We start from the raw sequence: 23,375 nt of genomic DNA, 5'->3' as shown, positions 1-23,375 counted from the left end.
TCAGCTTTCCCCGGAGGGACCCGCGAACGCGGAGTCCCGACCCACGACGGAGGGACCCGCGAACGCGGAGTCCCGACCCACGACGGAGGGACCCGCGAACGCGGAGTCCCGACCCACGACGGACAGCGCTCGGGAGGCGGGCTGGTTGCGATCGATGTTGCGATCGATGAGGCCCTCGAGTTCGCCGCGGGTCACGCCGAGCCGGGCCGCGGCCTGGGCCGCGAGCGAGGTCGCGGCCACGCCGTCGACGAACTGGTACGTGGGCTTCTGCGCCGCGTCGAGCTCCACCTGGACGAACCGGAGGTTCCTTATCGCCTTCTCCCGCTCGAGCCGCGCCGCGAACGTCAGGAAATGCGTGGTGATGAACGCCTGCGGGCGGAGCTTCTCGAGCAGCGTGACGACGAGCTCGAAGATTTCCTCCCCCTCGGACGGGTTCGTCCCCGAGCAGAGCTCGTCGAGGATCACCATCGCTCCCGGGCCGAGCTCCTCGAAGAGCGCCCGGATCCGGAGGAGCTCCATGCCGAGCCGCCCCTCGCTCTGATCGAACTTCGTCTCCTGGATGAGCGACACCACGAGCCCCGGGACGCGGGCGACGCTCGCCCTGCGCGCCGGCACGAACATGCCCGCCTGCGCGAGGAGCTGCGTCAGCGCCACCGACTGGAGAAGGCGCGTCTTTCCGCCCGAGTTCGGCCCCGTGACAAGGAGCGTCGTGTCGGCCCGATCGGTCACGACGTCGCACGGCACCGCCTTCCCTCCGCCGGCGACGAGGAGCGGATTGAAGAGGCCGAGGAGCGCGCGCTCGCCCTCCGCGGCGGACCGGAGCTCCGGCAGGCAGACCTCGAGCCCCGCCGCTTCGGCGAGATCCCGGAAGCCGAGCGCTCCCAGGTAGACCTCCATCTCTCCGACGAGCGGGACCAGCTTGACGACCTGATCCTCGACGCCCTCGAACACCGCGTCGACGAGCCTCGCCATGACCTCTCCGTCGCCGAAGCTGTACCCGCGGAAGAACATCTCGAGCTTCGCGAGCCAGCGCCGCACCGGCGACAGCACGAACGGGTTCTCCTGCCGCTCCCGGACGGTCACGACGTCGAAGCCTCGGATGCGGCCGTCGGCGCCGACGCGGATGTCCAGGCGGAGCGTCGCGAGGTGCTCGTCGTAATCGAGGAGATCCGCCATCGATCGATATCCCTCGGTCGCCTGCACCGCCTGGCCGAAGTCGCGCAGCCGGGAGAGGCCCGATCGCGCGCCCTCGAACGACCCGCTCATCAGGTCGAAGACCTCTTTGACGATCGCGAGCACGTCGAGCTGCCGCCGCGTCGGATCGAACTTCTTCCCTGCCACCGCGCCCTCGAGCGCGCCTCGCATCCGGCACGAGGCCGTGTAGAGCCTCTCGAGCTGCGTGCGAAACGTGGGTGAGCCCGAGAGCTCGTGGAGGATCCCCCTCCGGAGCTCGGTCACGCGCGTGTCGCTCGGGGGCCGGGAGAGGACGCGGAGGATGAACCCTCGGTTGACGACGGCCTCGTGCCCCCCGACGCGGACGCGGAAGCACCGGGCCACGAGCTCCTCCAGGAACAGGTCCGGCGCGAAGCTCTTCGGATCCCACGTGGAGGGCCCGATGGGCGCCCGATCGAGCGCCTGGCTGAAGAGCCCGCCGGAGACGCCGCTTGTGAACGCGAACGAGAGGGACTGTCGCAGCTCGTCGAGATCCGTCCGCGCGGGCGGGTCCACGAAGAGCAGGCTGGGGATCTTGTCCGTGGACGGGAGGGCGGGCGCGTGGGGCACCTCGGGCGCGTAGGGCCTACCGGGCTCGGGCGGGCGGGCAATGCTCTCGGTGGGGACCTGCGCGCGGATCGGGTGCATGAGCAGACGACCCGCGCCCGCGGGAAAAGTTCCCCGTCTCCCGCGAAAACGCGCGCCTCCCCCGGTGCCGCCGTGGGACCGCCTTCGCGACCGCGCTGATGTACCCTCGGACGAGCCGCCCATGTCGACCGCAGCCCCCTCACCGCCCGCTCGCCCTGTTTCCGAGATCCCTGTTGCTCCCTCGATCCCGCTGCTCGGCAGCCTGCCGTGGATGGCGATCGACGCCGCGGGCTTCCTGGAGCGCGTCGCCATCGAGAAGGGGCCGATCGCCCGGATCCCGTTCGGGGCCGCGGGCATGGTGATGCTCACCCACCCGGACGACGCTCGCTACGTGCTCCACGATGCGGCCAGGAAGTACTTGCGCGGCGACAAGTCGAGGGAGACCGTACAGCCCGTCTTCGGCAACGGTCTGGCGATCAGCGATCCGCCGTTCTGGCTACGGCAGCGGCGCATCATGCAGCCGAGCTTCTCTCGCGCGCGGATCGCCAGGATGACGGCGGCGATGAACGCGGTGGCCGAGCGCCACCTCGCGCGCCTCACCGATGGCCAGGAGCTCCACGCCCACGATCTCATGCTCGGCATCACGCGCGACGTCATCGTGGAGACGATGTTCTCGCAGCAGCTCCCGTCGGACATCGCCACGCTAGACGGCGCGCTCGCGGAGATCGACCGCTACATCAAGATCCGGATGCTGCTCCCCTTCAGGGTGCCGCTGTCCTGGCCGCTGCCCTTCAACGTGCGCATCCGGGAGGCGACCGCGGCGTTCGACCGGGTGGTGTACGGCATCATCGACCGGCGCGAGCAGGGCGGAGAGCGGCCGGGGGACCTGCTCGACGCGCTCCTCGACGCGCGCGACGAGGAGACCGGCGAGCGCATGTCGCGGAAGGAGCTTCGCGACGAGGTGCTGCACATCTTCTTCGCCGGGCACGAGACCACGGCGAACGCGCTGACGTGGGCGACGGTCCTGTTCACCTTGCACCCGCACGAATGGGAGCGGGTGCGAGGCGAGGTGGACAGCGTGCTCGGAGGTCGCGCGCCCGAGGCGGAGGACGTACCCAGGCTGACGCGGACGGCCATGGTCCTGCGCGAGACGCTGCGGCTCTACCCGCCGGCCTGGATGATCGTCCGCGAGGCGGTCGAGGACGACGAGATCCGCGGTCATGCCATCCCGCGCGGCACGTCGGTCCTGATCTCCCCCTTCGCGATGCACCGCCACCCGTCGTTCTGGCCCGAGCCGCGCCGCTTCGATCCGGAACGCTTCGCGGGCGACCCGGCGACGACGGGCGCCGGCAAGAACTGGGCATACATGCCGTTCGGGGGCGGGCCGCACGTATGCATTGGCAACCACTTCGGGCTGACGGAGATGGCGATCGTGCTGGCGCGGCTCGCGCAGCGGGGGAGGCTCGTCGCGCTGCGGCCAAAGGAAGCGCGACCGCGCGGCACGACGGCGCTCGGGCCGTCCGGCCGGGTGCCGGCGCGATTCGAGGCGCGGAGCGCCGCGGGCGGGCATTGAAGCCGAGCGACCACGACGGACGGGGAGCGGTCGAGGAGAGACGGTCAAGCAGAGGATGGATGAGAGCGAACCTCGTGGGTCAGGGGAGATCGTGATTGACGCCGGGCACCCCGTCCCTCATCTCACCATGGCCTGCGCCACGAGCCTCGTCGTGGCAACAGCAGCAGCCAGCTGCTCAATCCGGGGCGGATCCCCCAGAGAGGCAGACTCCGCATGGGCCGGCGCCGTTTCGCCCTCTTCATCTGCGCGCTCCTCGCCGCGGCCGCCGGCCTTGCAAGGCACGTGGTCCGCGGCCGGGCCGCCACGCCGCTCGACCGGTTCCTCGCCTTGTCCACGGTGCTCACCGGGGTCGGCGACCTCGCCCGGGACCACGCGCAGATCTACCTCGACTGCCTGCTCGCACGTCCGGAGCAGGCCGCGGCGCTCGTGGACCTCTATACCAGGGCGGGGCTCGTCGGCGACGCTCCGGCGTGCCCCCTCGATGACCTGACCGCGCGAGGCGTCTTCGCCGACGCGCGCCTGCGGGCGCTCGCGGACGAGATCCTCCTGTTCTGGTACACGGGCCAGTACGACGCGGCCGACGGGCGCGCGCTGGCGACCTACGAGGGCTCGCTCGCGTGGAGATCGCTCCCTTACACCAGCGCACCGGGCACCTGCGGCGGGGCGATGGGGTCCTGGGGAGAGCCGCCCGCGGGGTGAGGCGGCGGGGCGCGCTGCCGCCGCCCGGACGGAGCTCGGTATGGGGGACAGGCTGCAAGCGGATGTGGTCATCGTGGGCGCGGGCATCGCGGGGACGCTGGCCGGCTACCGGCTCGCGAAGGCGGGCGCCAGGGTGCTCGTGCTGGAGTCGGGGCCGCGGGTCGACCGCGACAAGGCCGTCAGCGCCTACCGGAGCGCCGTGGTCAAGACGCTGGACGCCCCCTTTCCTCGCTCCATGGCCGCGCCTGCGCCCAGCGAGAGCGCTCCCCGCGGGTACTACGTGCAGGAGGGCCCGGACCTCTTCAAGAGCACGTACCTCCGCGTCGTCGGCGGGACGACCTGGCACTGGCTCGGGACCGCGCTCCGCTTCCTCCCCGACGATCTCCGGATGAAGACCCTTTATGGAGTCGGCGTCGACTGGCCCATCGGGTACGACGTGCTCGAACCCTGGTACGTCGAGGGCGAGATCGAGATGGGCGTGGCCGGCGATGACAGCCTCGGCTCGCCGCGCAGCACGCCTTACCCCATGGCGCCCATCCCCCACAGCTACTCGGATCTGCGCATCGCCGACAGGATCTCGGCCCTCGGCTATCCGGTGACCGCGACGGCACAGGCGCGCAATAGCGCCGCGTACGACGGCCGGCCCGCGTGCTGTGGCAGCAAATCCTGCATCCCCATCTGCCCGATCGCGGCTCGCTATGACGCCTCGGTGCACGTGAAGAAGGCCGAGCTGGCCGGCGTGCGGATCGTGGAAGAGGCCATCGCGACGGCCGTCGGCATCGGCCCTGACGGGCGCGTGTCGCGTGTCCTGTTCAAGCGCCCGGACGGCACCGATCACGAGGCCTCGGGCAAGGTCTATATCGTGGCCGCGCACGGGATCGAGACGCCCAAGCTGCTCCTGATGTCCCGGACCGACGCGCTGCCGGACGGGGTCGCGAACAGGAGCGGCCAGGTCGGGCGCAACCTCATGGATCACCCCATCCAGCTGAGCTGGGCGCTCGCCGGGGAAGCGCTCGGTCAGCCCCGCGGACCGCTCTCGACGGGGGGAATCGACGCCACGCGGAACAGCGCCTCTCGGGGGGTGCGCGCCGCGTTCCGGGTGGAGCTCGGCAACAGCGGGTGGCAGTGGCCGATCGGCGGGCCCGAGGTCGCCGCGGCCGATCTCGTGCGCAAGGGTCTACGTGGCCAGCAGCTCGCTGCCGAGCTCGCGTGGCATTGCACCCGGCAGCTCTGCGTATCCAGCTTGATGGAGCAGCTCCCCGATCCCGACAACCGCGTCACGCCTGCCTTCGATCAGCGCGACGCGCTCGGGTTGCCGCGGCCGCGCCTTCATTACCGGATCGACCCCTATACCCGCGACGGCATGACGGCCGCGCGCGCGATCCACGACCGGATCTTCGACGCGCTCGGGGCCACGCTCCGCGAGCACCGGATCGAGCACGAGGGCGCCGGGCACGTCATGGGCACCTACCGGATGGGCGCCGACCCGAACACCTCGGTGGTCGACCCGAACCTGCGCGCGCACGACCACGACAACCTCTACCTGCTTGGCAGCGGCGTCTTCCCCACCGGCGGCGCCGTGAACCCCACGCTCACCATCGCCGCTCTCGCGCTGCGCGCCGCGCATTCCATCGCGACCGCGCTCGGGCGCTGACCCCGGGCGTCGCGAGGAACATTGCCGGTGCTGAATGCAACATGTCGTACAGCGTTGTATCCGCCCCGATGCGCCACTCCCTCACCCTCGACGTGCTCGGCCGTTCGGTATCCCGGAGGGCAGGTCATCTTGGAACTTTCGCGGACTTGTGGTCTGGGATCAAACGGCCGGTTATGCGCGCTTCATGTCGCAGAGGCACTCTGTCGTATCGGCGCCGCAGCGGTCAGCCGGCCGCTCGTCGAGAGATCTCGGATCTCAACCGAGCAGCGCCTCGAGCGCGCCCCTCGCCCGGAGGTCGGTGAAGCTGTGGGTCGGGGCGCATGCGGCGAGCTCTGCGAGGGCGTAGGTGCCGGTGGCCACGGCGATCGACTCGGCGCCGATCGCGCGGGCCGCCGCGATGTCCTTCGGGGTGTCGCCGATGACGACGACGCGGCACGCGTCGAGCGGCGCCTCGAGCATCGCCGCCCCGCGCGCGGCGCCGATGCGCAGGAGCTCGTCGCGGCGCTCGTGATCGCAGCCGAAGCCGCCGAACGCGAACCGCTCGTAGATGCCGACCCGGGTGAGCTTCGCCTGCGCCCCGGCGCGGACGTTCCCCGTGCCGAGGCCGATGGCGCACTTCGCGCGCCGGGCGGCGGCGTCGAGCGCCTCGATGACGCCGACGTGGACCCGGGTGTCGCCGGCGAGCGACATCTCCTGCGCGAGGATCTCGACGTAGATCGCGAGGAGCGCGTCGATGGCGTCATCCGTGGCCTCGCGCCCGACCGTCTCGAGCCCTGTCCGGATGATGGCCCGGTCGGTCATGCCGGCGAACGAGAACGCCTCGCACGCGTCGCGCCGGTCGGCGTACCGGGCGAACGCGTGCTCCATGGCGCGCCGGCCTGCGCCGCCGGTGGAGAGCAGGGTGCCGTCGATGTCCCAGAGGAGCACGGTGGGGCGCATGTCCCCATGGTATAGACCGGCGCCGCCCCAGGGCGAGCGCGGAAGGGCGGCGGGCGCGACGGCCTCGTCGCGGCCTCGCCTGGCGGCTCGGCCGGGGGTCGTCGGCGTCATCGTGGGTCGACCGGCGTCGGACTTCCGGCGGCTGGTTGAAGGCTCGCCGCGTCGCCCGCCCCGCGCGAGCTCACCCAGGTTGAGAGCTTCCGGAGCGTCGGCTGACCCATCGGCTGATCCAGACCCAGGTTGAGGAGCTGTCAGCTCGCCCCGTCAGCTCACCCAGGTTGAGGCGACAGCTCAGGTTGAGGCGACAGCTCTCTGCGTCGCGTCGGCTGACCCAGGTTGAGGATTCTGGGATCGTAGCGCATCAAATGTGAGAAAATTGTGCCGATCGATGCAATGCGACGAGCTCGCCTCGATGTCGACCCTACATAGTGAGTGGTTCGAACGCAGCTGTGCGGTGATCTCGGGCGCCAGCTGATCCAGGTTGAGAACACAGTCAAAATTCGGGGGCAAAAGCTCATTTGGTGTGAGAATTTTTGTTCGCTGAACGCAATGCGTGTTGTTGGCCCTCGTGCCTTCTTGTCGCGTCGTTCGTCCTCACATCTTCTCTTGGTGTCGAGCGTTTCGAGCGCAACCGCGCGGTGATCTCTGGTAGGAGAGGCGCTGGAAATCGAGAGAGCGCGTTGCCCGAGCGCCCGTGCCAGGCCCTCGACCCTGAGCCCGAGGCGCTCCACGCCTGCGGCGCCCTCGCGACCTGCGCAGGGCGCCCTCGCCGCGCGGAGGAGACCCGGAAGACAAGACCATGCGACGCCCGCTGCTCAGCCCGATCACCGCGATCCTGCTGCTGCTCACCTGCCCAGCACCGGCGGCGGCAGCGCCCCTCCCGCAGCGGCCGCCGCCGACCGGGCCGGAGCGTGAGATGCTCGACGAGGCGAAGCGGCTCCTGGACGAGGGGCGGCTCGCGGACGCGCGCGACATCCACCTGACGCTGTGGGGGCTCACGAAGAGCGCCTCCGATGCGTTCCGCGTGGGGATGCTGTCGTTCAGGCTGCACGACTTCGAGAGGGCGGCGGAGTTCCTCTCGATCTACTTCGACATGGTCGGCACCCCCGACGCCCCGAAGATCTGGGTGCCGCCGGGCTTCAAGGAGAGCTACGAGCTCGCGAGGGCCAATTTCGCGGAAGCGCGGGTGCACGTCGGCGCGCTCGATGTGCGCGTGAGCGAGCCTGGCGCCGCCGTGCTCGTGGACGGGCGGCAGATCGGTGTGTCCCCGCTCCCGCGCCCCGTGTACGTGGCTCCCGGCCAGCACCGCGTGAGCGGACAGCTCGCCGGGGCGCAGCGCGAGGACGTGGCCGCGGTCGACGCGGGCGGCGAGAGGACCGTCTGGCTGACGTTCCCGCGCTCCCGAGCCGAAGCGCCAGCGCATCCTCCGGTCAGCAAGGTGGCCTCGCGGCCCGTCGCGCCACCGCCTCCTTCCACGCGCAGCCCCGCGCTCCGGTGGTGGACTGTGGGCGCGCTCGCGGCCACGTCGGCCGCCTTCGCCACCGTCGGGGCCCTCTCGGTCGTGGAGGCCAACGACGCTGCCGGGGAGCGGGACGCCGCCTTTTCCCGGGCGGAGCGGGAGGTCTTCCATTGCCGGCCGGGGCTCCCTGCCTGCGACGCATATGCCGACGCCGATGGGCGCACGAAGACGTTCACGGCCCTGTCCGTGGGCGCCTTCGTCGGTGCGGGTCTCTCGGCCGGCGGCGCCGTGGCCGCGGGGTTCCTGCTCGCGCCACAGGCAAAGGTCCGCGTGGAGGCCGCGGGGACCGCCCCGGGCCTGGAGCTCTCGTTCTCGTGGTAGCGCCCGAGCTCCGCAGGGACGTGCTCCCGGGCGGAGAGGCGACTTCATCTTTCTGAATGGCAGTTCATCTTTGGTGGAGAATTTGCGGACGTTGATCGCAATGCGAATAGCACGCGTCGATCGACGCATGGCTGGGATCTCCACGATCCTCCGGACGAGGAGGCCTGATATCATGGTTCCAATGTGGCAGCGCGGGCTGTGCGCTTCCGGCGCGGTGTTCCTGGGCTGCTTGCTCTGGGCTGCCTGCAGCGGTGACGCCTATGTCGATGTGGAACAGGAGCCTCTGTGCGATTCAACCGCGGACTGCCAGCTCAAGCTGAACGGAACGCAGTGCATCGATGGGCGCTGCCGGTGTCCCGACCCGGAGGAGGCGCGCTGCTGCGAGCCCGGCGCCAGGGAGGAAGAGGGCGATTCCTGCAAGCGGGAGTGTCGGCCCATCAGCGAGTGCAACGCCATCTTGTGTAAGACAGCCGAGGATTGCCCGAAGCCTGCGGACCTCCGCTGCGGCGAGGCCGTGTGCGAAGCGGAGGTCTGCAGGCTGGCCGTGCGAGAGCGATTCCCGAACCAGCGGGCTGGCGATTGCGTGACCCTGCGCTGCGACGAGGCTGGGCGGGTGGTCGCCGAGGTCGATGACCGCGACGTCTTCAACGACGGCAACGAGTGCACGATCGACGCATGCGTGCAAGGAGTCAGCGTGCACCGTCCGAGGGCAGCGGGGAACGCCGAAGAGGGCTCCGGGTACTGCGATGGCGAAGGGCATCTCGTCGGATGCCTTCGCGACGAGGACTGTGGGACCCCCTCGTACGCCTGCTCGACATCGGGCACGTGCGTCCTCGAGTGGTGCGACAACGGCATCTTTGATGATGCCTCGGGCGAGACGGCGCGGGACTGCGGCGGCCGGTGCCAGCCGTGCAGGGCAGGTCAGCCGTGCGCGGCCGACAGCGACTGCATCGAGGGCGTGTGCGGCTCGGACATGCTGTGCAAGGAGACGAGCTGCCGTGATCGCATCCAGAACGGCGCCGAGACCGACGTCGATTGCGGCGCGCCGTCGTGTCCCGCATGCGCTGCCAGCCGGCGGTGCGACGCTCACGAGTCCTGCCAGAGCGGTGTGTGCGCGGATGGCACGTGCCGTCGCCCGACGTGCGAGGATGGAGTGATGAACGGCAACGAGCCAGGCATCGACTGCGGCGCGAACTGCCCCACTGCCTGCCCACTGTTCATCTCAGACGAAGAGACATGAAGAAAGGCAACATGACCACGAGCAGGCACCTTTCTGCCGCCGGCGCGATGCTCTCCGTGGCCGCGCTCTGGATCGCGTGCTCGGAGGGGGCCCCGGCGCCTCCGCCGGAGCGCCCCGAGTGCGTGACCGAGTATGATTGCGACGACCCGCCGGATCCCGCCTGTGGCACGGTGAAGTGCGTCGAGGGCAAGTGCCAGCGAGAGGTGGGGGAGTACCGCGGCCAGTACCCAGGCGACTGCATGACGATCGCGTGCGACAGGGACGGGCAGAAGGTCGTCTTGCCCGCGCCGGACGATGTGCCGGACGACGGCAACCCTTGCACGGATGACTTCTGCGACGGCGCGCATCAGCTGAACGAATGGACCCGGCGAGGTCCGGCTCCTGACGGCTCGGGGCTGTGCGACGGCCAGCAAAACTTGGTCGAGTGCCTGTCGGACGCAGACTGCGGGGATCCGACCATGTACTGCTCCCGGCGCAGCAAGTGCATCCCGCTCGACTGCGACAATGGCGAGCTCGACGTAGACACCGGCGAGTCCTATGTAGACTGCGGTGGCCGCTGCGATGCGTGTGGCCCGACGTTCCCGTGTACCACGGGAGAGGATTGCAATACCGGTGTGTGTGGCTTCGATGACCGGTGCAGCTTTGCCACGTGCAGCGATGGCATCCAGAACGAGCATGAGGTCGACATCGACTGCGGGTCCAACTGCCGTACCTGCGCCGCTGGAGACAAGTGCATCGACGGCCCGGATTGCCTGACGAAGGTGTGCTTCAAGGGCAGGTGCCAGCCGCCGAGGTGCGATGACAATCGCCAGAATGGCTTGGAAGTAGGTGTAGACTGCGGCGGTGATTGCCCTCCTTGCCCGGAGGGGCTCCTCTGAGCGGGAGGGGCGTCGTCGCCGTCTCTCTCAGAAAGCACGGGAGCGAGGCGGACATCATGAGCAAGTTTGCGAGGTCGGCCGTGATCGCGGCGCTGGGCCTTTCAGGAGTGGCGTGCGCGCCGGACGAGTACCGGCCGCTCGCGGAGAACGACGCCGTTCGCATCGACGTCTACGGGTTCGAGCCGCCCCTCGTCCACGATGGCCGCACGTACCGGGGCGAGGTGGAGGCCTACGTCTGGAAGACGGACAACCCCAATGCATACGGTATCCGGAAGCACGACGACGGGGAGTATCTCCCCGACAGGTTCGTCGTGAGCAACGGCCTCGAGGAGATCAGGCTCCGTTGTGTCCTCTACGAGGACAGCTATCCGGAGGACGACCTCATCGCCACCTCCTGTCGCGGTCAGTTCGTCCAGGCCGAGCCCGGTCGTGCGATCCATGCCACCTTCAATGAGTTCGACGGCTGGGAGGTCGTCATGCCCGAGCTCTCGAAGCTCATGTATCCCAAGCAGGACAGCGAGTTCAGCCTCAGCTCCGGCGAGGATCTGGTGCTCTCGTGGGAGCCGCTAGGCGCGGACGACCGGATGGGATGGTCTCTCGGACCCGTCAGCTTCGACGACCCGGGGCCGTGTGTGGATGACGTAGAGTGGTACCGTTCGGACGGGTCCATGGATGACACCGGCGCGTTCGTCGTTCCCAGGGACTCGTATCCCACGGGCCTGCCCCCCGAGGGGTGTCAGGCTTTCCTTCGGTTCGATCGTGGCCGGCGCGGGACCATCGATCCTGGCGTCCAGAGGGGCTCGATCTTCGCGCGCCAGTCTCACGAGGTGCGGATCACGCTGAAGCCGTAGCTTCGTTCAAACGGGAACGTGCACAGGTTGGGTAGTGCTCAAATTTGCCCGGAGAGAGTTCACATGAAGGCGGGAAGATCATTGAGCTCTTCTTCCCGCCTTGCCGCCTCCATGTTCGATTTCGAGCACTACCCACAGGTTGCCCCGTGCGGCGCAGCCGTCCCTTGCAAAGACGTCGGATCGTGGAGGATCTCATGAGAGACATCGTGTGGTTGGCTTTGGTCGCCGTCCTGGGTCTTTCCGGGGCAGCGTGTGGGCCGGACGAGTACCGGCCCTTGGCGGAGAACGAGGCGGTCGTCATCCGGGTCTACGGATACAACGTGCCGATCGTCCGCGATGGCGTCGAGTACCTGGGCGAAGCGGAAGCCTACGTCACGAAGGTGGACGCCAGCGGCGGGTTCGGTGTGCGAGATCCCGGGGACGGGGAGTACCTCCCCGACAGGTTCGTCGTGAGCAACGGCGCGGAGGAGGCGGAGCTCGCCTGCTACTGGTGGCATGACAGCAAGCCGGAGGACAACCTCATCGCCGCCAAGTGCCGCGGTTATCTCAAGCACGCCGAGCCGGGCCGCGCGATCCGCGCCCGATTCAACGACCTCGACGGCTGGGAGATCGTGATGCCCGAGCTCTCGGAGCTCACGTCTCCCGAGCCGGAGAGCGTGTTCAGCCTCGGCTCCGGCGAGGATCTCGTGCTGGCGTGGGAGCCGCTGGGTAAGGACGACATGATGAGATGGTCCATCGGACCTGTCAGCTTCGATGAGCCGGGCCCTTGTCTGGATGACGTATCCTGGGTCGACTCGTCGGGGGAGCTGGACGACACCGGCTCGTTCACCGTTCCCGAAGGCTCGTACCCCACGGGGCTCCCCGCCGAGGGCTGTCAGGCCTTCGTGCGCTTGAGCCGCGGTCGGGACGGGACCATCGATCCTGCCGCCCCGGCGGGTGTGATGTTCGGTATGCAGGTCTACAAGATGCGGATGACGCTGAGGCCGTAGCTCCGTCCGGCGGGCGCGCGCGCAGGTCGGGCCCGACAGGTCTTCGCCGGCCCTTCGCTGGCGCAGCGGAGGGAGGCGCTCCTCACCGCTCAGGCCTGCTCGACGGAGAGCGCCGGCGCTCGCCTCCTGCTTCCGCCGATGCCATCATGGCGCTCATGCCCTCTGCGCCGGCGATCCAGCGAGAAGACCTTGTGGGCGGGGGCCGAGCGATCTTTTGCTGCCGGCAGCCCTCACCGGTGCAGCCGGTCATGCGGGCGTCCGTGACCCACGCCTTCGCCGCGCTGGCGTTCTACATGAGCGGCTCTTCTCGCATCGAGCAGCGCGGTCGATGGAACGTCGAGGCTGGAGACGTCCTCCTCGTGCCTGCCGGACAACCGCACCGCTCGATCGAGAAGGCGGCCCCGGACTGGATCGGCGTTGGTTTCTGTGTCCCCTGCTTGGCCGCCGAGGAGGCGGGCAGCTTGCTCGAGCCGTTCGAGCGCGTGCGCGCCGGCGCATCCCCCGTCGTTCGGGTGCCCGCGGATCGTCACGCGCACATCGACATGCTGCTCCGCGAGCTGATGCGCGCGACGGAATCGCGCGATGGCGGCGCTCCTGACGTCGTCCAGCGGAGCCTCCTTGTGCTCATCCTCAACGAGGTTCAGCAGGCAGCGCGCTCGCAACACCCTGCCTCGCCATCGCCGGGAGTCGTCGTTGATGCCCTTCGCTTCATCGAGCGAAACTGCCTTCGACCGCTCTCGCTGAAGGACGTCGCGCGATCGGTCGGGCGGAGCCCGGCGTACGTGACGACGGCGCTCTCCCGGGCGACGGGCCGGAGCGCGGTCGAGTGGATCGTGGCCGGGAGAATGGCGGAGGCTCGCCGCATCCTCCTCCACTCCGACGAGAGGGTCGAGATCGTCGCCGAGCGCGTCGGCTACGCGGACGCGACGCACTTCATCCGCATGTTCCGTAGAGAGCACGGGGCGACGCCGGCGGCGTGGCGCGCCGAAGCGCAGAGCAAGGGCCGCACGCTCACCCAGGAGGCGGTGTCCGGCCGCACACGCTGAAGACGAGGTCGCCGACGAAGGTGGTATTGGCCTTCGTCCGTTCGGCGGCGAGACGTTCTTCCAGGGTGTCCACGTCGACCTCGGCCTCCGACGCCACGCCTTGCTGGACGATCCGCGGGAGCATCGCGCGAACGATGAGCGCGAGCTGATGCTGGATCTTCGGCGTCTGCACGATGGCCTCGGCCCTCACGAGCTGCACGGTCAGGCCCGCTTCTTCAAAAACGCTCGGCATCTGGAATCCCATGTGGAGGCTCGCGCCCTCACGCTCCACGGTCCGCCAGATCCACCGGTGCACCTGGCGGTGCAGATCCATGGGCATCAGGCTGCCCTGGCCCATCGTCGGGTCGTTCTCCTGGAGCAGGATCAGGCCGCCGGCGCGCACGGCACCGGCCATGGCACGCACCGCAGCGACAGGATCCGGCTGGTACATGAGCACCCTCCGGCCGACGGCGGCATCGAAGCGCTCGGCGGCGGGGGAGAGCGCGCCGAGGTCCCGCTCTTCGAAGGCGACTTGGCGGAGTCCCAGCTCGGCGGCTCGCCGGCGAGCGACCGCGATGGGCGCCGGATCGCGGTCTACCCCGAGCACGCAACCCCCTTCGCCGACGATGCGGGCGACCATGAAGCTCACGTCGCCTCGGCCGCACCCCACGTCGAGGACGCGCATGCCGGGAGCGATGCCGGCATCGCGCAGAAATCGTTCGGTCATGTCGTTGACCAGGTCTGTCATCGTCGTCTCCGCCAGTTCGTGTCAGCTCGCCCGTCGTTGCTGGTTTCACGCCGGGCTCGCGGGTCAGCATCCCTGCTGTTTGCAGGACTGTACGGACTGTCTGTCCTGCGCGGCAGTGCGTGTCTTTGTGCTGGATCGGCGGGGTTTGTGATCGGTGGGCGGCGGAAGTCCCGGGCGCCCGTCGCGACCGCCGCGGTGCGCGCCGCCGGCCAGATCGGGCCGCGCGTACCGTGCTCCCCGGCGCCCCGCCGTGCGCGGACCCTGCTGCGCGGCCTGTGGCCGGCGTGACGCTGCCCGGTCATCCCCGCTCGGCCCCGCGCACAGCGGCTCAAGTTGCGCTACTCCTCCACCTAGATGGTGCTCCAACCGATTCGCGTGGCCGCGCTCGCCCTGGTGACGGGGCTTGTCTTCCTCGGATCTCCGGCGTGCAAGAAGGGCGGGGAGGCCTCGCCCGAGCAGGGGCGCAAGCCAGCGAAGCAGGGGCTCAGCTTCCCGGTCGAGGTCGTGCCCGTCGCGGCGGAGCGGGTCGAGTACGCCGTGCCGGCCGTCGGAGCGGTCGAGGCGTTCGAGCAGGTGCAGCTCACCGCGCGCGTCGCCGGCGTCGTCGAGGCGGTGCGGTTCATGGAGGGCGCCGAGGTCAAGGCAGGGCAGGTGCTCGTCGAGATCGACCCGGCCCGGTACAACCTCGCCGTCCGCGCGGCGCGCGCGACGCTCGATCGGATGACCGCCACCCAGGCCGAGGCCGCCGCGGGGCTCGAGCGGCGCGAGGCCGAGGGCGCCGACGGCGTCTTCAGCAAGGAAGACGTCGCGTCCTGGCGCTCGAGGGCGGCGACGACCGCCGCGCAGGTCGCCGAGGCGAAGGTCGCCGTCGACCAGGCGCTCCTGAACCTGCGCGACGCCTACGTGCGCGCCCCCGTCCAGGGGAAGATCCAGACGCGCACCGTGCAGACCGGCCAGCACGTGCCTGTCGGCACCGTGCTCGCGACGCTCCTGCGCCGCGATCCGCTCCTGCTCCGCTTCCAGATCCCCGCGGCCGACGCCCCGCGGGTCAGGCCCGACATGGAGGCTCGTTTCACCGTGAAGGGCGACGCGCGGACCTACAGCGCCAGGCTGACGCACGTCGCCGACGCGGCCGATCCGGCGACGCGCATGGTCGCCGTGACCGGCGAGGTGCAGGGCGAGGGCAAGGAGCTGCTCCGCCCCGGCACCTTCGCCGAGGTGACCGTGCCCGTGGGCGCGAGCGGCGACGCTCCCGTGATCCCACTCACGTCCGTGCGACCGAGCGAGCGGGGGTTCCTCGCGTACGTGGTCGACGGCACCACCGCGCGCGAGCGCGTGCTCTCGCTGGGCCTGCGCACGTCCGACGGGCGCGTCGAGGTGAAGTCGGGCCTCTCCGTGGGAGAGCTCCTCGTGGCGCGCGGGGCGGAGGCGTTGCGCGAGGGGGCGCAGGTCCGCATCGCGGCGCCCGGCAGCGTGCCGGGAGGCCAGGCCGCGGGGCACCACCCCGAGGGAGGCGCAGACGCCAGCGCGTCGGCGGCCGGCGCGTCGCCGCCCGCCGCCTCGTCCGGCGCGTCACCGCCCGCCGCCTCGTCCGGCGCGTCGCCGCCGGCCTCGTCCGGCGCGTCGCCGCTGACCGCTCCCGCCAGCTCGTCACGGAGCGTGCCGTGAGCCTCACCGAAGCCTGCCTCAGGAAGCCGGTCTTCGCCTGGATGCTGATGGCCGCGACCATCGTCTTCGGCCTCGTCGCCGTGTCGCGCATCGGCATCAGCCAGTTCCCCGACGTCGACTTCCCCACCATCACCATCTCCGCCACGCTGGAGGGCGCCGCCCCCGAGATCATGGAGCACGACGTGGTCGAGCCGCTCGAGGAGGCGGCCGTCCAGGTCGAGGGGATCCGATCGATCACGTCGACGTCGCGCCAGGGGAGCGCCTCGGTCACCATCGAGCTCGACCTGTCGCGCGACGTCGACGTCGCGCTCCAGGACGTTCAGACGAAGATCTCCCAGGCGCAGCGGCGGCTGCCGCTCGACCTCGACCCGCCTGTCGTCTCCAAGACGAACCCGGAGGACCAGCCGATCATGTGGGTCGGGCTCTCCGGCCCCTTCTCTCCCCAGCTCGTCGCCGACATCGCGCGTTACCGGCTGAAGGAGAAGCTCCAGACGGTGCCCGGCGTCGGAGAGCTCACGCTCGGCGGCTACCTCGAGCGCAACGTCCGCATCTGGATCGACGCCGATCGACTCGCGGCGAAGGGGCTCACCGTCGCCGACGTCACCGAGTCCCTGCGCCGCCAGCACATCGAGCTCCCCGCCGGCCGCATCGAGACAGAAGGGCGGGAGCTCAACGTGCGCGTGATGGGGGAGGCGCTCGATCTCGCGACCTTCAAGCGGATCGTCCTCCGCCAGGGCGATCCCGGCTCGGCCGCCCAGCCGGGCGCTGCCGCCCAGGCGGCGGGGCCGCCGTCGTCGGCGCGCGCCACGGTGTACCTGGAGGACGTCGCGCTCGTCGAGGACGGCTTCGAGGACGTCCGCCGGCTCGCCCGGGTGAACGGGGAGCCGGCCCAGGGCCTCGGCGTGAGGAAGCAGCGCGGCTCGAACGCGGTCGAGGTCGCCCGGGGGGTCCGGGCCGCGCTTGCCGAGGTCCAGAAGTCCCTGCCCGAGGGGATGGAGGTCGGCGTGAACTTCGACTCGACGAAGTTCATCGAGGAGTCGGTCCACGAGATCGAGCTCGAGCTCGGCATGGCCATCGCGCTCACGGCCCTCGTCTGCTGGATGTTCCTCGGCTCGCTCTCGAGCACGCTCAACGTCGTCCTGGCCATCCCGATGTCGCTGCTCGGCACGGTCGCCGCGATCTACTTCCTCGGCTTCACGCTGAACACCTTCACGCTGCTCGGGCTCTCGCTCGCCGTCGGCATCGTCGTCGACGACGCGATCATGGTGCTCGAGAACATCCACCGGCACGCCGAAGGGGGGAAGGACCGCGTCCGCGCCGCCCGCGAGGGCACGGCCGAGATCACCTTCGCGGCGCTCGCCGCGACGCTCGCCGTCGTCGCGATCTTCCTCCCGATCATCTTCATGGAGGGGGTGGTCGGCCGGTTCTTCCTCCAGTTCGGCGTGACCCTCTGCATCGCCGTGCTGCTCTCGTACCTGGAGGCGATCACCCTCGCGCCCGCCCGCTGCGCGCAGATCCTCGACGTCTCCCGCGAGGGCCGGGGACGCCTCGGGCGGCTCGTCGATCGCGGCTTCGAGGCGCTCTCCCGCGGCTATGGCTGGCTGCTCGCCCGGGCGCTCCGGTTCCCGGTCGCGGTCGTCCTGCTCGGCGCGATCCTCTTCGCCGGCGCGATCGTCGCCATGCAGCGCCTCCCGACGGAGTTCGTCCCGTCGCAGGACCAGGGGCGGCTCCTTGTCCGCCTCCAGACGGCGGTCGGCTCGGACATCGAGGAGACCGATCGGCTCTTCCGTCGCGCCGAGGCGGCCGTGGGCGCGAACCCGGCGGTGGAGCGGGTCTTCGCCGTCGTCGGCGGCTTCGGCGGAGGGGGCGGCGTCAACACGGGCGTGCTGTTCGTCACGATGAAGCCGGCGGAGGAGCGGGCGCTCTCGCAGGCCGATCTCCAGGGCGCGCTCCGCAAGGAGCTGAACGGCTACCCCGGCCTGCGCGCCGTGGTCCAGGACCTCTCGCAGTCGGGCTTCACGGCCCAGCGCGGGTTCCCTGTCGAGTTCTCGATCCGCGGCCCCGACTGGGACGAGCTCACGAAGCACAGCGAGCGCATCCGGGCCGAGCTCGCGCAGAGCGGCGTCGTCGTGGATCTCGACTCCGACTACCAGCTCGGCATGCCCGAGCTCCGCATCGTGCCCGACCGGGCGCGCGCCGCGGATCTCGGCGTGAGCGTCGAGGCCATCGCGACGACGCTGAACACGCTGATCGGCGGCGGGCGCGTCGCCAAGTACAACGACAGCGGGCGCCGCATCGACGTCCGCGCGCGCCTGCTCGCGGAGCAGCGGAGCCGGCCCGAGGATCTCGCGCGCATCCAGGTGAGGAGCGCGTCGGGCGCGCTGGTCCCGCTGACGTCGGTCGTCACCTACGACGAGCGCCCCGCGCTCCAGGCGATCACGCGGCGCGACCGCGAGCGAGCGATCTCGGTCTTCGGCAACGTCGCGCCGGGGCGCTCGCAGGGCGAGGCGGTGGCGCGCGTCGAGGAGCTCGGCCGGGACCTGCCGGCCGGCTACCGCCTGGTGCTGGGCGGCGCGAGCGTGACGTTCCGCGAGTCGATGGGCGGCCTCCTCTTCGCGCTGGTGCTCGGGATCCTCGTCGCCTACATGGTGCTCGCGTCCCAGTTCAACTCGTTCCTGCATCCGGTCACGGTGCTGACGATCCTGCCGCTGTCGATCGCGGGCGCCGCCTTCGCGCTGCTCCTGACCGGGCACACGCTCAACATCTTCAGCATGATCGGGATCCTCCTGCTCATGGGGATCGTGAAGAAGAACTCGATCATCCTCGTGGATCACGCGATCGAGGTGAGGCGCGGGCACGGCGAGGGGGAAGGGGAGGTGATGGACGCCCGCGAGGCGATGCTCCGCGCCGGCCCGGTGCGGCTGCGCCCCATCCTGATGACCTCGATCGCGACGCTGATGGCCGCTGTCCCGTCGGCGCTGGCGCTCGGCCCCGGCGCCGAGATCCGGGCTCCGATGGCCGCGGCGGTGATCGGCGGCCTCGTCGTCTCGACGGCGCTCAGCCTCCTCGTCGTGCCGGCGTTCTACGTGGTCGCGGACGACCTGCGGGCGCGCCTTGCCCGGCTCCGGCGGCCGGGCTCCCCGGCCGCCACGGGCTCACTTGGGGCCCTGGATCGGTGACCAGTCGGGGGGCGGGTTGAAGGCGAGGTCGATGAGCGAGCCGAACGCCTCGCTCGTCAGGACGGTGGCTCCCGCTTCCACGTCGCCGCCCGCGGCGAGCTCGGCCTTGGCGATCGCCGCCGCCGAACCGACCTTGGAGGGCAGCCACAGGTTCCCCTGCTGATCGAAGGCGATGCTCTCCGGAAGCGCCAGCACCCCCACTTCCAGTTGAACCTCGGGGGTGAGCTCCGCTGATGCTTCGAGATCGCCGGGCTCGAACCTGGCGATGGTGTTCGAGCCCCAGTAACCCACCCAGAGCGCGCCCTGCTCGTCGAACGCGAGCCCCGTCGGGTGGCCCAGCGGCCCGATCACCGGCTCGGGGGTGAGCGCCTTCAGCACCACGTCGGCGGGATCCCCGTCGTCCGCGGCGAGCCGCCCGGCCGCGTACATCAGCACCGCGTCCTGCTCGGCGCTCGCCACCCACAGGTTGCCCGATCCGTCGAACGCGAGCGCTTGAACGTTCTCGATCTCGTCTCCGGTGATGGTCACGGAGGGCTCCACCACGCCGGAGCCTTCGAGATCGGCCGCGTCGATCCTCAGCAAATGGCCGCGGATCCCCACCCAGAGGTTGCCGGCGGCGTCGAACGCCAGGCCGCCCGCGGCGCAGGGGATGACGCCCGCGCACGCCTCGGACACGTCGAGCACGCGGTCAGGGGCGGCCTCGCTGCTCTCGCCCAGCGTGTCGACGAGCCGCACGGTGATCTGGCCCGCGTTGGCCGAGACCCACAGGTTGCCGGCCCCGTCGAACGCGATCGCGCCCTGGTTGATGATCTCCGCGCTCCCCTGGAACGCGACGCTCGGCGTGACCTCGCCCGACTCGAGCAGCGCCTCGCCGTCGAGCGCGCCGACCAGCTGGTCGCCGTTCTGCGCGGTGAACCAGAGCTTGTGGCTCCCGGGCGTGAGCTCGTAGTTGAAGGTGACCTCGGTGGTCGCGCCGTCGGCGACGCAGGCGCTCTGCTCCGGGTCATCGGGCCGATAGACGAAGCCGACGCGTTCGTCGTCCGGGTAGTCGGCCACGCTGCCTGCGCGCAGCGTGTACTCGCCCGCTGGCGTGTCGAGGGACGCGCTCGAGACCAGGCGCTCGTCCGGCACTCCGGGAGAGGTCACGGCGACGTCGCCGGTATCGTTCGGGCTCACGATCTCGACGTCGAGCGTGCCCTCGCCTCCGACTTCGCAAGCCGCGCCACCACCTGCACCGCCGCCGCCGTCACCGCCCGAACCCGCCTCCGACGGGTCGTCGTCGTTGTCCCCACAGCCCACGGAAACCAGCGCCGCGAGCAGAACCCAGGAAAGTCGTCTCATGGGTCACGAGTCTAGGAACCCCGGGCAAACACCGCAAAGAGCGTGTGGCCCTCGAACGCTCGATTTCGAAAAAAAAAGCGTGAATCCACCGCCGCGGGAACCGCTGTGCGGTCGGCCGTGATGCGCGCTCAACGGCGGTCGAAGGAGGCGGGAAGACGCTTGGCCGCCGAGAGACAGCTTCAGGGAGCGATGAGAGAGGGCAAACCTCCCTGAAATGCACGCGCTGCCAGAAATTCGCACGAAAATGGAGTGACCCCTCGGCTTTTGCCTCGGTCGACATGTGTTTGGTGCGAAGTCGCGTTTCTGCTAGGGCCTTGGTGGTAAATGCTTCAACCCAAACGAGAGATACGGTCGCCGTGGAGACTTGTGCTTCCCAAGAGTGACGCTAGAAGGTTCGAATCCTTCCCCTTGCACCAAGACGATCCATTGAAGCAGCACGCGTCCGACCGGTGGCTTCGACGAGCTCACCGTGAACGAGGAGAGCGAATACGTCCAAGCGCTCTGGGAGCGGATCGCGGCGAGGGGGGAAGAGGTGCCGGTACCCGAGTGGCACAGCGCCGTGCTCGATCGCCGGCTCGCCGAGTACGAAGCAGCGCCAGACGTTGGCCGACTTCTACTTCGTGGTGAAGCCGACCCGCGGGCGTCGGTAATCCTTGCCGTACTCCATCAGCGGCGCCGCCCGTCTGTCTGGAAGAAACGCACTCGAGACGAAGGTGGAGCGGGCTAACTCGGCGCTGGCGCCGACGCCGGCAGGATCCGGCCGGATCCTGTCGGTTCGTTTCCGCCCGCGCTCGCCGGACCCATGACCGAGACAAGGCGCTCGACATCCCGCTTCATGCGCGTCTAGCGTGCGCCAAGCCCGGCAAATGACCCCATGACCGCTCCCCAGAACCCCCTCCTCAACGACCGTGACGTCGAGTTCCTCCTTTACGAGGTGCTCGACGCGCCGCGCCTCTGCGAGCTCCCCTATTTCGCCGATCACGCGCGCGACACGTTCGACCTCTACCTCCAGAGCTGCCGGCGGTTCGCGCGGGAGGTGCTGTACCCGACCTACAGGCAGGTCGACGAGGCGCCGCCGCGCTTCGAGGGGGGCGCCATCTCGGTGCACCCTGCCGTCAAGCGGGTCTTCCGGCCGATGGTCGAGCTAGGGGTGCTCACCGCGGCGCGGCCGGCCGCGGTGGGGGGCCAGCAGCTTCCGCTCGTCGTCGCCACGCTCGCGGGCGCCTACCTGCAGGCGGCGAACCTGAGCGCGTGCGGCTACCTCAGCCTGACGGCCGGCGCGGCGCACCTCATCGAGACGTTCGGCGACGACGCCCTGCGGTCCGCCTTCATGACCCGGATGTACGCCGGCGAGTGGACCGGGACGATGGCGCTCACCGAGCCCCAGGCCGGATCGAGCCTCGCCGACGTGCAGGCGAGCGCGGTGAAGACCGACGCGGGCCACTACCTCGTCCGCGGGTCGAAGATCTTCATCTCGGGCGGCGACCACGACCTCACCGAGAACATCGTCCACCTCACGCTCGCGCGCATCGAGGGCGCGCCTCGGGGCATCAAGGGCGTGAGCCTGTTCGCCGTCCCCAAGCGGCGGCCCGAGGGCGGGCAGCTCGTCCCGAACGACGTCGAGGTCGCCGGCATGATCCACAAGCTCGGCTGGCGCGGGCTCCCCAGCCTGTCGCTCAGCTTCGGCGAGAAGGGGGACTGCCACGGCTACCTCGTGGGCAGCCCCCACCAGGGCGTCGCCTGCATGTTCCAGATGATGAACGAGGCCCGCATCCTGGTCGGCGCGAACGCCGTGGCGACCGCCTCCGCGGCCTACCACGAGGCGCTCGGCTACGCGCTCGTCCGGCCGCAGGGCCGGCCGCTCGGCGCGAGGGACCCGGGGGCGCCGCAGGTGCCCATCATCGAGCACGCCGACGTGCGCCGGATGCTGCTCCGGCAGAAGGCCATCGTCGAGGGCGGCCTCGCGCTCGTCTCCACGACCGCGCTGTACGCCGATCTCGCGGCGCACGCCGCGGACGCGGCGGAGCGGGAGCGCGCCCAGCGGCTCCTCGACCTGCTCACCCCCATCGCCAAGACCTTCCCCGCCGAGAAGGGCTTCGAGTCGAACGCCCTCGCGCTCCAGGTCCACGGCGGCTACGGCTACTCGAGCGAGTACCTCCCCGAGGCCTGGCTCCGGGATCAGAAGCTCAACTCGATCCACGAGGGCACGACGGGGATCCAGGGCCTGGACCTCCTCGGGCGCAAGGTCGTGGCCGGGAACGGCGCCGCGCTCATCGCGCTCGGCGGCGAGATCCGGCAGACGATCGCCCGGGCGCAGCGGGCCGGCGTCGAGCCCGCGTGGGGCGAGCGCCTCGGCGCGGCGCTCGCGCTGCTCGGCGAGGTGACGGTGCAGCTCGCCGAGGCGGGGATGCGCGGCGACACCGAGCGGATGCTGCGGCACAGCGCCGATTACATGGAGCTCGTCTCCGTGATCGTGGTGGCCTGGCAATGGCTCGCGATGGCCGCGGCCGCCCGCGAAGGGCTCGCCAGGGGCGCCGCTCCGGCCGACTTCTACGAAGGCAAGCTCTGCGCGGCGCAGTACTGGCTCTCGACGGAGCTGCCCCGGGTCGAGGCGCTCGCCGCGCTCTGCCGCTCCGGCGAGGACTCGTACGCCAGGATGCAACCCGGGTGGTTCTGAGGCGGGCGCGCGGCCCCCGGCCTCCTCGGTACCCTCGGGGGGTTCCGAAGCGGCGGCGCTCCCCCGGCTTCCTCGCCGCCCCGACAGTCCGCCGGCGTCTCGTTGGTGAGTTCGCTCACGGCCGGCGGTGCCGGCGATCGCACGGGGACGAAGCGGAGCGGCTGCTCCACACAGCCGATCGGCTGCTCCAGGTATGTCCTTGGAGCAACATCTTGGAGAGCTTACCTTGTTCCTGCCGGGTGCTTACGCTACCTGATTGACGCCACCTTCAGGG

The 23,375-nt window shown here is 70.3% G+C and carries 17 protein-coding genes; 13 read left to right on the top strand and 4 right to left on the bottom strand.

Translation table 11 applies throughout. The features are described from left to right. The gene (locus WME82_RS28985; protein WP_438037943.1) at positions 1-1,860 is read right to left on the bottom strand and encodes a MutS-related protein; all 1,860 of its coding nucleotides are present in this window, start codon (positions 1,858-1,860) and stop codon (positions 1-3) included. A 121-nt stretch (positions 1,861-1,981) separates the two neighbouring features. Here WME82_RS28985 and WME82_RS28980 point away from each other — a divergent pair, with 121 nt between their 5' ends. The 3 genes from WME82_RS28980 (at position 1,982) to WME82_RS28970 (ending at position 5,726) form a co-directional block, all read left to right on the top strand. After that, positions 1,982-3,373 carry a cytochrome P450 gene (locus tag WME82_RS28980; RefSeq protein WP_438037942.1) on the top strand — a complete coding sequence of 464 codons (1,392 nt, stop codon included), beginning with the start codon at positions 1,982-1,984 and terminating at the stop codon, positions 3,371-3,373. Positions 3,374-3,586: 213 nt separating this feature from the next. Beyond that, positions 3,587-4,072, top strand: coding sequence for a sugar dehydrogenase complex small subunit (locus WME82_RS28975; protein WP_438037941.1), 486 nt, complete (start codon positions 3,587-3,589; stop codon positions 4,070-4,072). Between the two features lie 40 nt (positions 4,073-4,112). Next, positions 4,113-5,726: a GMC family oxidoreductase gene (locus WME82_RS28970; RefSeq protein ID WP_438037940.1), complete on the top strand. Its 1,614-nt coding sequence runs from the start codon at positions 4,113-4,115 to the stop codon at positions 5,724-5,726. Between the two features lie 255 nt (positions 5,727-5,981). Here WME82_RS28970 and WME82_RS28965 read toward each other — a convergent pair whose 3' ends face one another. Next, positions 5,982-6,665 carry an HAD family hydrolase gene (locus tag WME82_RS28965; protein ID WP_438037939.1) on the bottom strand — a complete coding sequence of 228 codons (684 nt, stop codon included), beginning with the start codon at positions 6,663-6,665 and terminating at the stop codon, positions 5,982-5,984. 799 nt (positions 6,666-7,464) lie between these two features. Between WME82_RS28965 and WME82_RS28960 the strand changes: the two genes are divergently transcribed. The 6 genes from WME82_RS28960 (at position 7,465) to WME82_RS28935 (ending at position 13,509) form a co-directional block, all read left to right on the top strand. Then, positions 7,465-8,505 carry a hypothetical protein gene (locus WME82_RS28960; RefSeq protein WP_438037938.1) on the top strand — a complete coding sequence of 347 codons (1,041 nt, stop codon included), beginning with the start codon at positions 7,465-7,467 and terminating at the stop codon, positions 8,503-8,505. 172 nt (positions 8,506-8,677) lie between these two features. After that, entirely contained in the window at positions 8,678-9,745 is a 1,068-nt protein-coding gene (locus WME82_RS28955; protein WP_438037937.1) for a hypothetical protein, read from the top strand. After that, the gene (locus WME82_RS28950; RefSeq protein ID WP_438037936.1) at positions 9,742-10,623 is read left to right on the top strand and encodes a hypothetical protein; all 882 of its coding nucleotides are present in this window, start codon (positions 9,742-9,744) and stop codon (positions 10,621-10,623) included. The genes WME82_RS28955 and WME82_RS28950 overlap by 4 nt, the downstream gene beginning before the upstream one ends. Before the next feature lie 56 nt (positions 10,624-10,679). Continuing rightward, a complete protein-coding gene (locus tag WME82_RS28945) occupies positions 10,680-11,474 on the top strand; it encodes a hypothetical protein (protein WP_438037935.1) in 795 nt (264 codons plus the stop codon). Between the two features lie 194 nt (positions 11,475-11,668). Further along, complete coding sequence (locus WME82_RS28940; RefSeq protein ID WP_438037934.1) at positions 11,669-12,463, top strand: hypothetical protein; 795 nt, start codon at positions 11,669-11,671, stop codon at positions 12,461-12,463. Between the two features lie 248 nt (positions 12,464-12,711). After that, positions 12,712-13,509 carry an AraC family transcriptional regulator gene (locus WME82_RS28935; RefSeq protein WP_438037933.1) on the top strand — a complete coding sequence of 266 codons (798 nt, stop codon included), beginning with the start codon at positions 12,712-12,714 and terminating at the stop codon, positions 13,507-13,509. Here WME82_RS28935 and WME82_RS28930 read toward each other — a convergent pair. Continuing rightward, the gene (locus WME82_RS28930; protein WP_438037932.1) at positions 13,475-14,236 is read right to left on the bottom strand and encodes a methyltransferase domain-containing protein; all 762 of its coding nucleotides are present in this window, start codon (positions 14,234-14,236) and stop codon (positions 13,475-13,477) included. The genes WME82_RS28935 and WME82_RS28930 overlap by 35 nt on opposite strands. A gap of 354 nt (positions 14,237-14,590) precedes the next feature. Here WME82_RS28930 and WME82_RS28925 point away from each other — a divergent pair, with 354 nt between their 5' ends. Continuing rightward, complete coding sequence (locus tag WME82_RS28925) at positions 14,591-15,904, top strand: efflux RND transporter periplasmic adaptor subunit (RefSeq protein WP_438037931.1); 1,314 nt, start codon at positions 14,591-14,593, stop codon at positions 15,902-15,904. Then, positions 15,901-19,083 carry an efflux RND transporter permease subunit gene (locus tag WME82_RS28920; protein ID WP_438037930.1) on the top strand — a complete coding sequence of 1,061 codons (3,183 nt, stop codon included), beginning with the start codon at positions 15,901-15,903 and terminating at the stop codon, positions 19,081-19,083. The genes WME82_RS28925 and WME82_RS28920 overlap by 4 nt, the downstream gene beginning before the upstream one ends. Here WME82_RS28920 and WME82_RS28915 read toward each other — a convergent pair. Next, positions 19,060-20,424 (bottom strand): Vgb family protein, encoded by a 1,365-nt coding sequence (locus WME82_RS28915; RefSeq protein ID WP_438037929.1) that lies wholly within the window; start codon positions 20,422-20,424, stop codon positions 19,060-19,062. The genes WME82_RS28920 and WME82_RS28915 overlap by 24 nt on opposite strands. Positions 20,425-20,893: 469 nt before the next feature. Between WME82_RS28915 and WME82_RS28910 the strand changes: the two genes are divergently transcribed. Beyond that, a complete protein-coding gene (locus WME82_RS28910; RefSeq protein ID WP_438037928.1) occupies positions 20,894-21,151 on the top strand; it encodes an addiction module protein in 258 nt (85 codons plus the stop codon). Positions 21,152-21,298: 147 nt separating this feature from the next. Then, positions 21,299-23,101, top strand: coding sequence for an acyl-CoA dehydrogenase (locus tag WME82_RS28905; protein ID WP_438037927.1), 1,803 nt, complete (start codon positions 21,299-21,301; stop codon positions 23,099-23,101). The last annotated feature ends 274 nt before the right edge of the window (positions 23,102-23,375 follow it).

The sequence above is a fragment of the Sorangium sp. So ce128 genome (genome assembly GCF_051525245.1).
GTDB classification, from domain to species: domain Bacteria; phylum Myxococcota_A; class Polyangia; order Polyangiales; family Polyangiaceae; genus Sorangium; species Sorangium cellulosum_B.
Note: the sequence above shows the minus strand (reverse complement) of the source record. Positions and strands in the feature narration are given on the sequence as shown.

What these genes read in the sequence shown, in the direction of transcription:
- WME82_RS28945 (WP_438037935.1), top strand. Translation starts at nt 10,680, where the DNA reads ATGAGCAAGTTTGCGAGGTCGGCCGTGATCGCGGCGCTGGGCCTTTCA.
- WME82_RS28975 (WP_438037941.1), top strand. Translation starts at nt 3,587, where the DNA reads ATGGGCCGGCGCCGTTTCGCCCTCTTCATCTGCGCGCTCCTCGCCGCG.
- WME82_RS28960 (WP_438037938.1), top strand. Translation starts at nt 7,465, where the DNA reads ATGCGACGCCCGCTGCTCAGCCCGATCACCGCGATCCTGCTGCTGCTC.
- WME82_RS28970 (WP_438037940.1), top strand. Translation starts at nt 4,113, where the DNA reads ATGGGGGACAGGCTGCAAGCGGATGTGGTCATCGTGGGCGCGGGCATC.
- WME82_RS28985 (WP_438037943.1), bottom strand. Translation starts at nt 1,860, where the DNA reads ATGCACCCGATCCGCGCGCAGGTCCCCACCGAGAGCATTGCCCGCCCG.
- WME82_RS28925 (WP_438037931.1), top strand. Translation starts at nt 14,591, where the DNA reads ATGGTGCTCCAACCGATTCGCGTGGCCGCGCTCGCCCTGGTGACGGGG.
- WME82_RS28935 (WP_438037933.1), top strand. Translation starts at nt 12,712, where the DNA reads ATGCGGGCGTCCGTGACCCACGCCTTCGCCGCGCTGGCGTTCTACATG.
- WME82_RS28940 (WP_438037934.1), top strand. Translation starts at nt 11,669, where the DNA reads ATGAGAGACATCGTGTGGTTGGCTTTGGTCGCCGTCCTGGGTCTTTCC.
- WME82_RS28965 (WP_438037939.1), bottom strand. Translation starts at nt 6,665, where the DNA reads ATGCGCCCCACCGTGCTCCTCTGGGACATCGACGGCACCCTGCTCTCC.
- WME82_RS28930 (WP_438037932.1), bottom strand. Translation starts at nt 14,236, where the DNA reads ATGACAGACCTGGTCAACGACATGACCGAACGATTTCTGCGCGATGCC.
- WME82_RS28980 (WP_438037942.1), top strand. Translation starts at nt 1,982, where the DNA reads ATGTCGACCGCAGCCCCCTCACCGCCCGCTCGCCCTGTTTCCGAGATC.
- WME82_RS28905 (WP_438037927.1), top strand. Translation starts at nt 21,299, where the DNA reads ATGACCGCTCCCCAGAACCCCCTCCTCAACGACCGTGACGTCGAGTTC.
- WME82_RS28950 (WP_438037936.1), top strand. Translation starts at nt 9,742, where the DNA reads ATGAAGAAAGGCAACATGACCACGAGCAGGCACCTTTCTGCCGCCGGC.
- WME82_RS28955 (WP_438037937.1), top strand. Translation starts at nt 8,678, where the DNA reads ATGGTTCCAATGTGGCAGCGCGGGCTGTGCGCTTCCGGCGCGGTGTTC.
- WME82_RS28915 (WP_438037929.1), bottom strand. Translation starts at nt 20,424, where the DNA reads ATGAGACGACTTTCCTGGGTTCTGCTCGCGGCGCTGGTTTCCGTGGGC.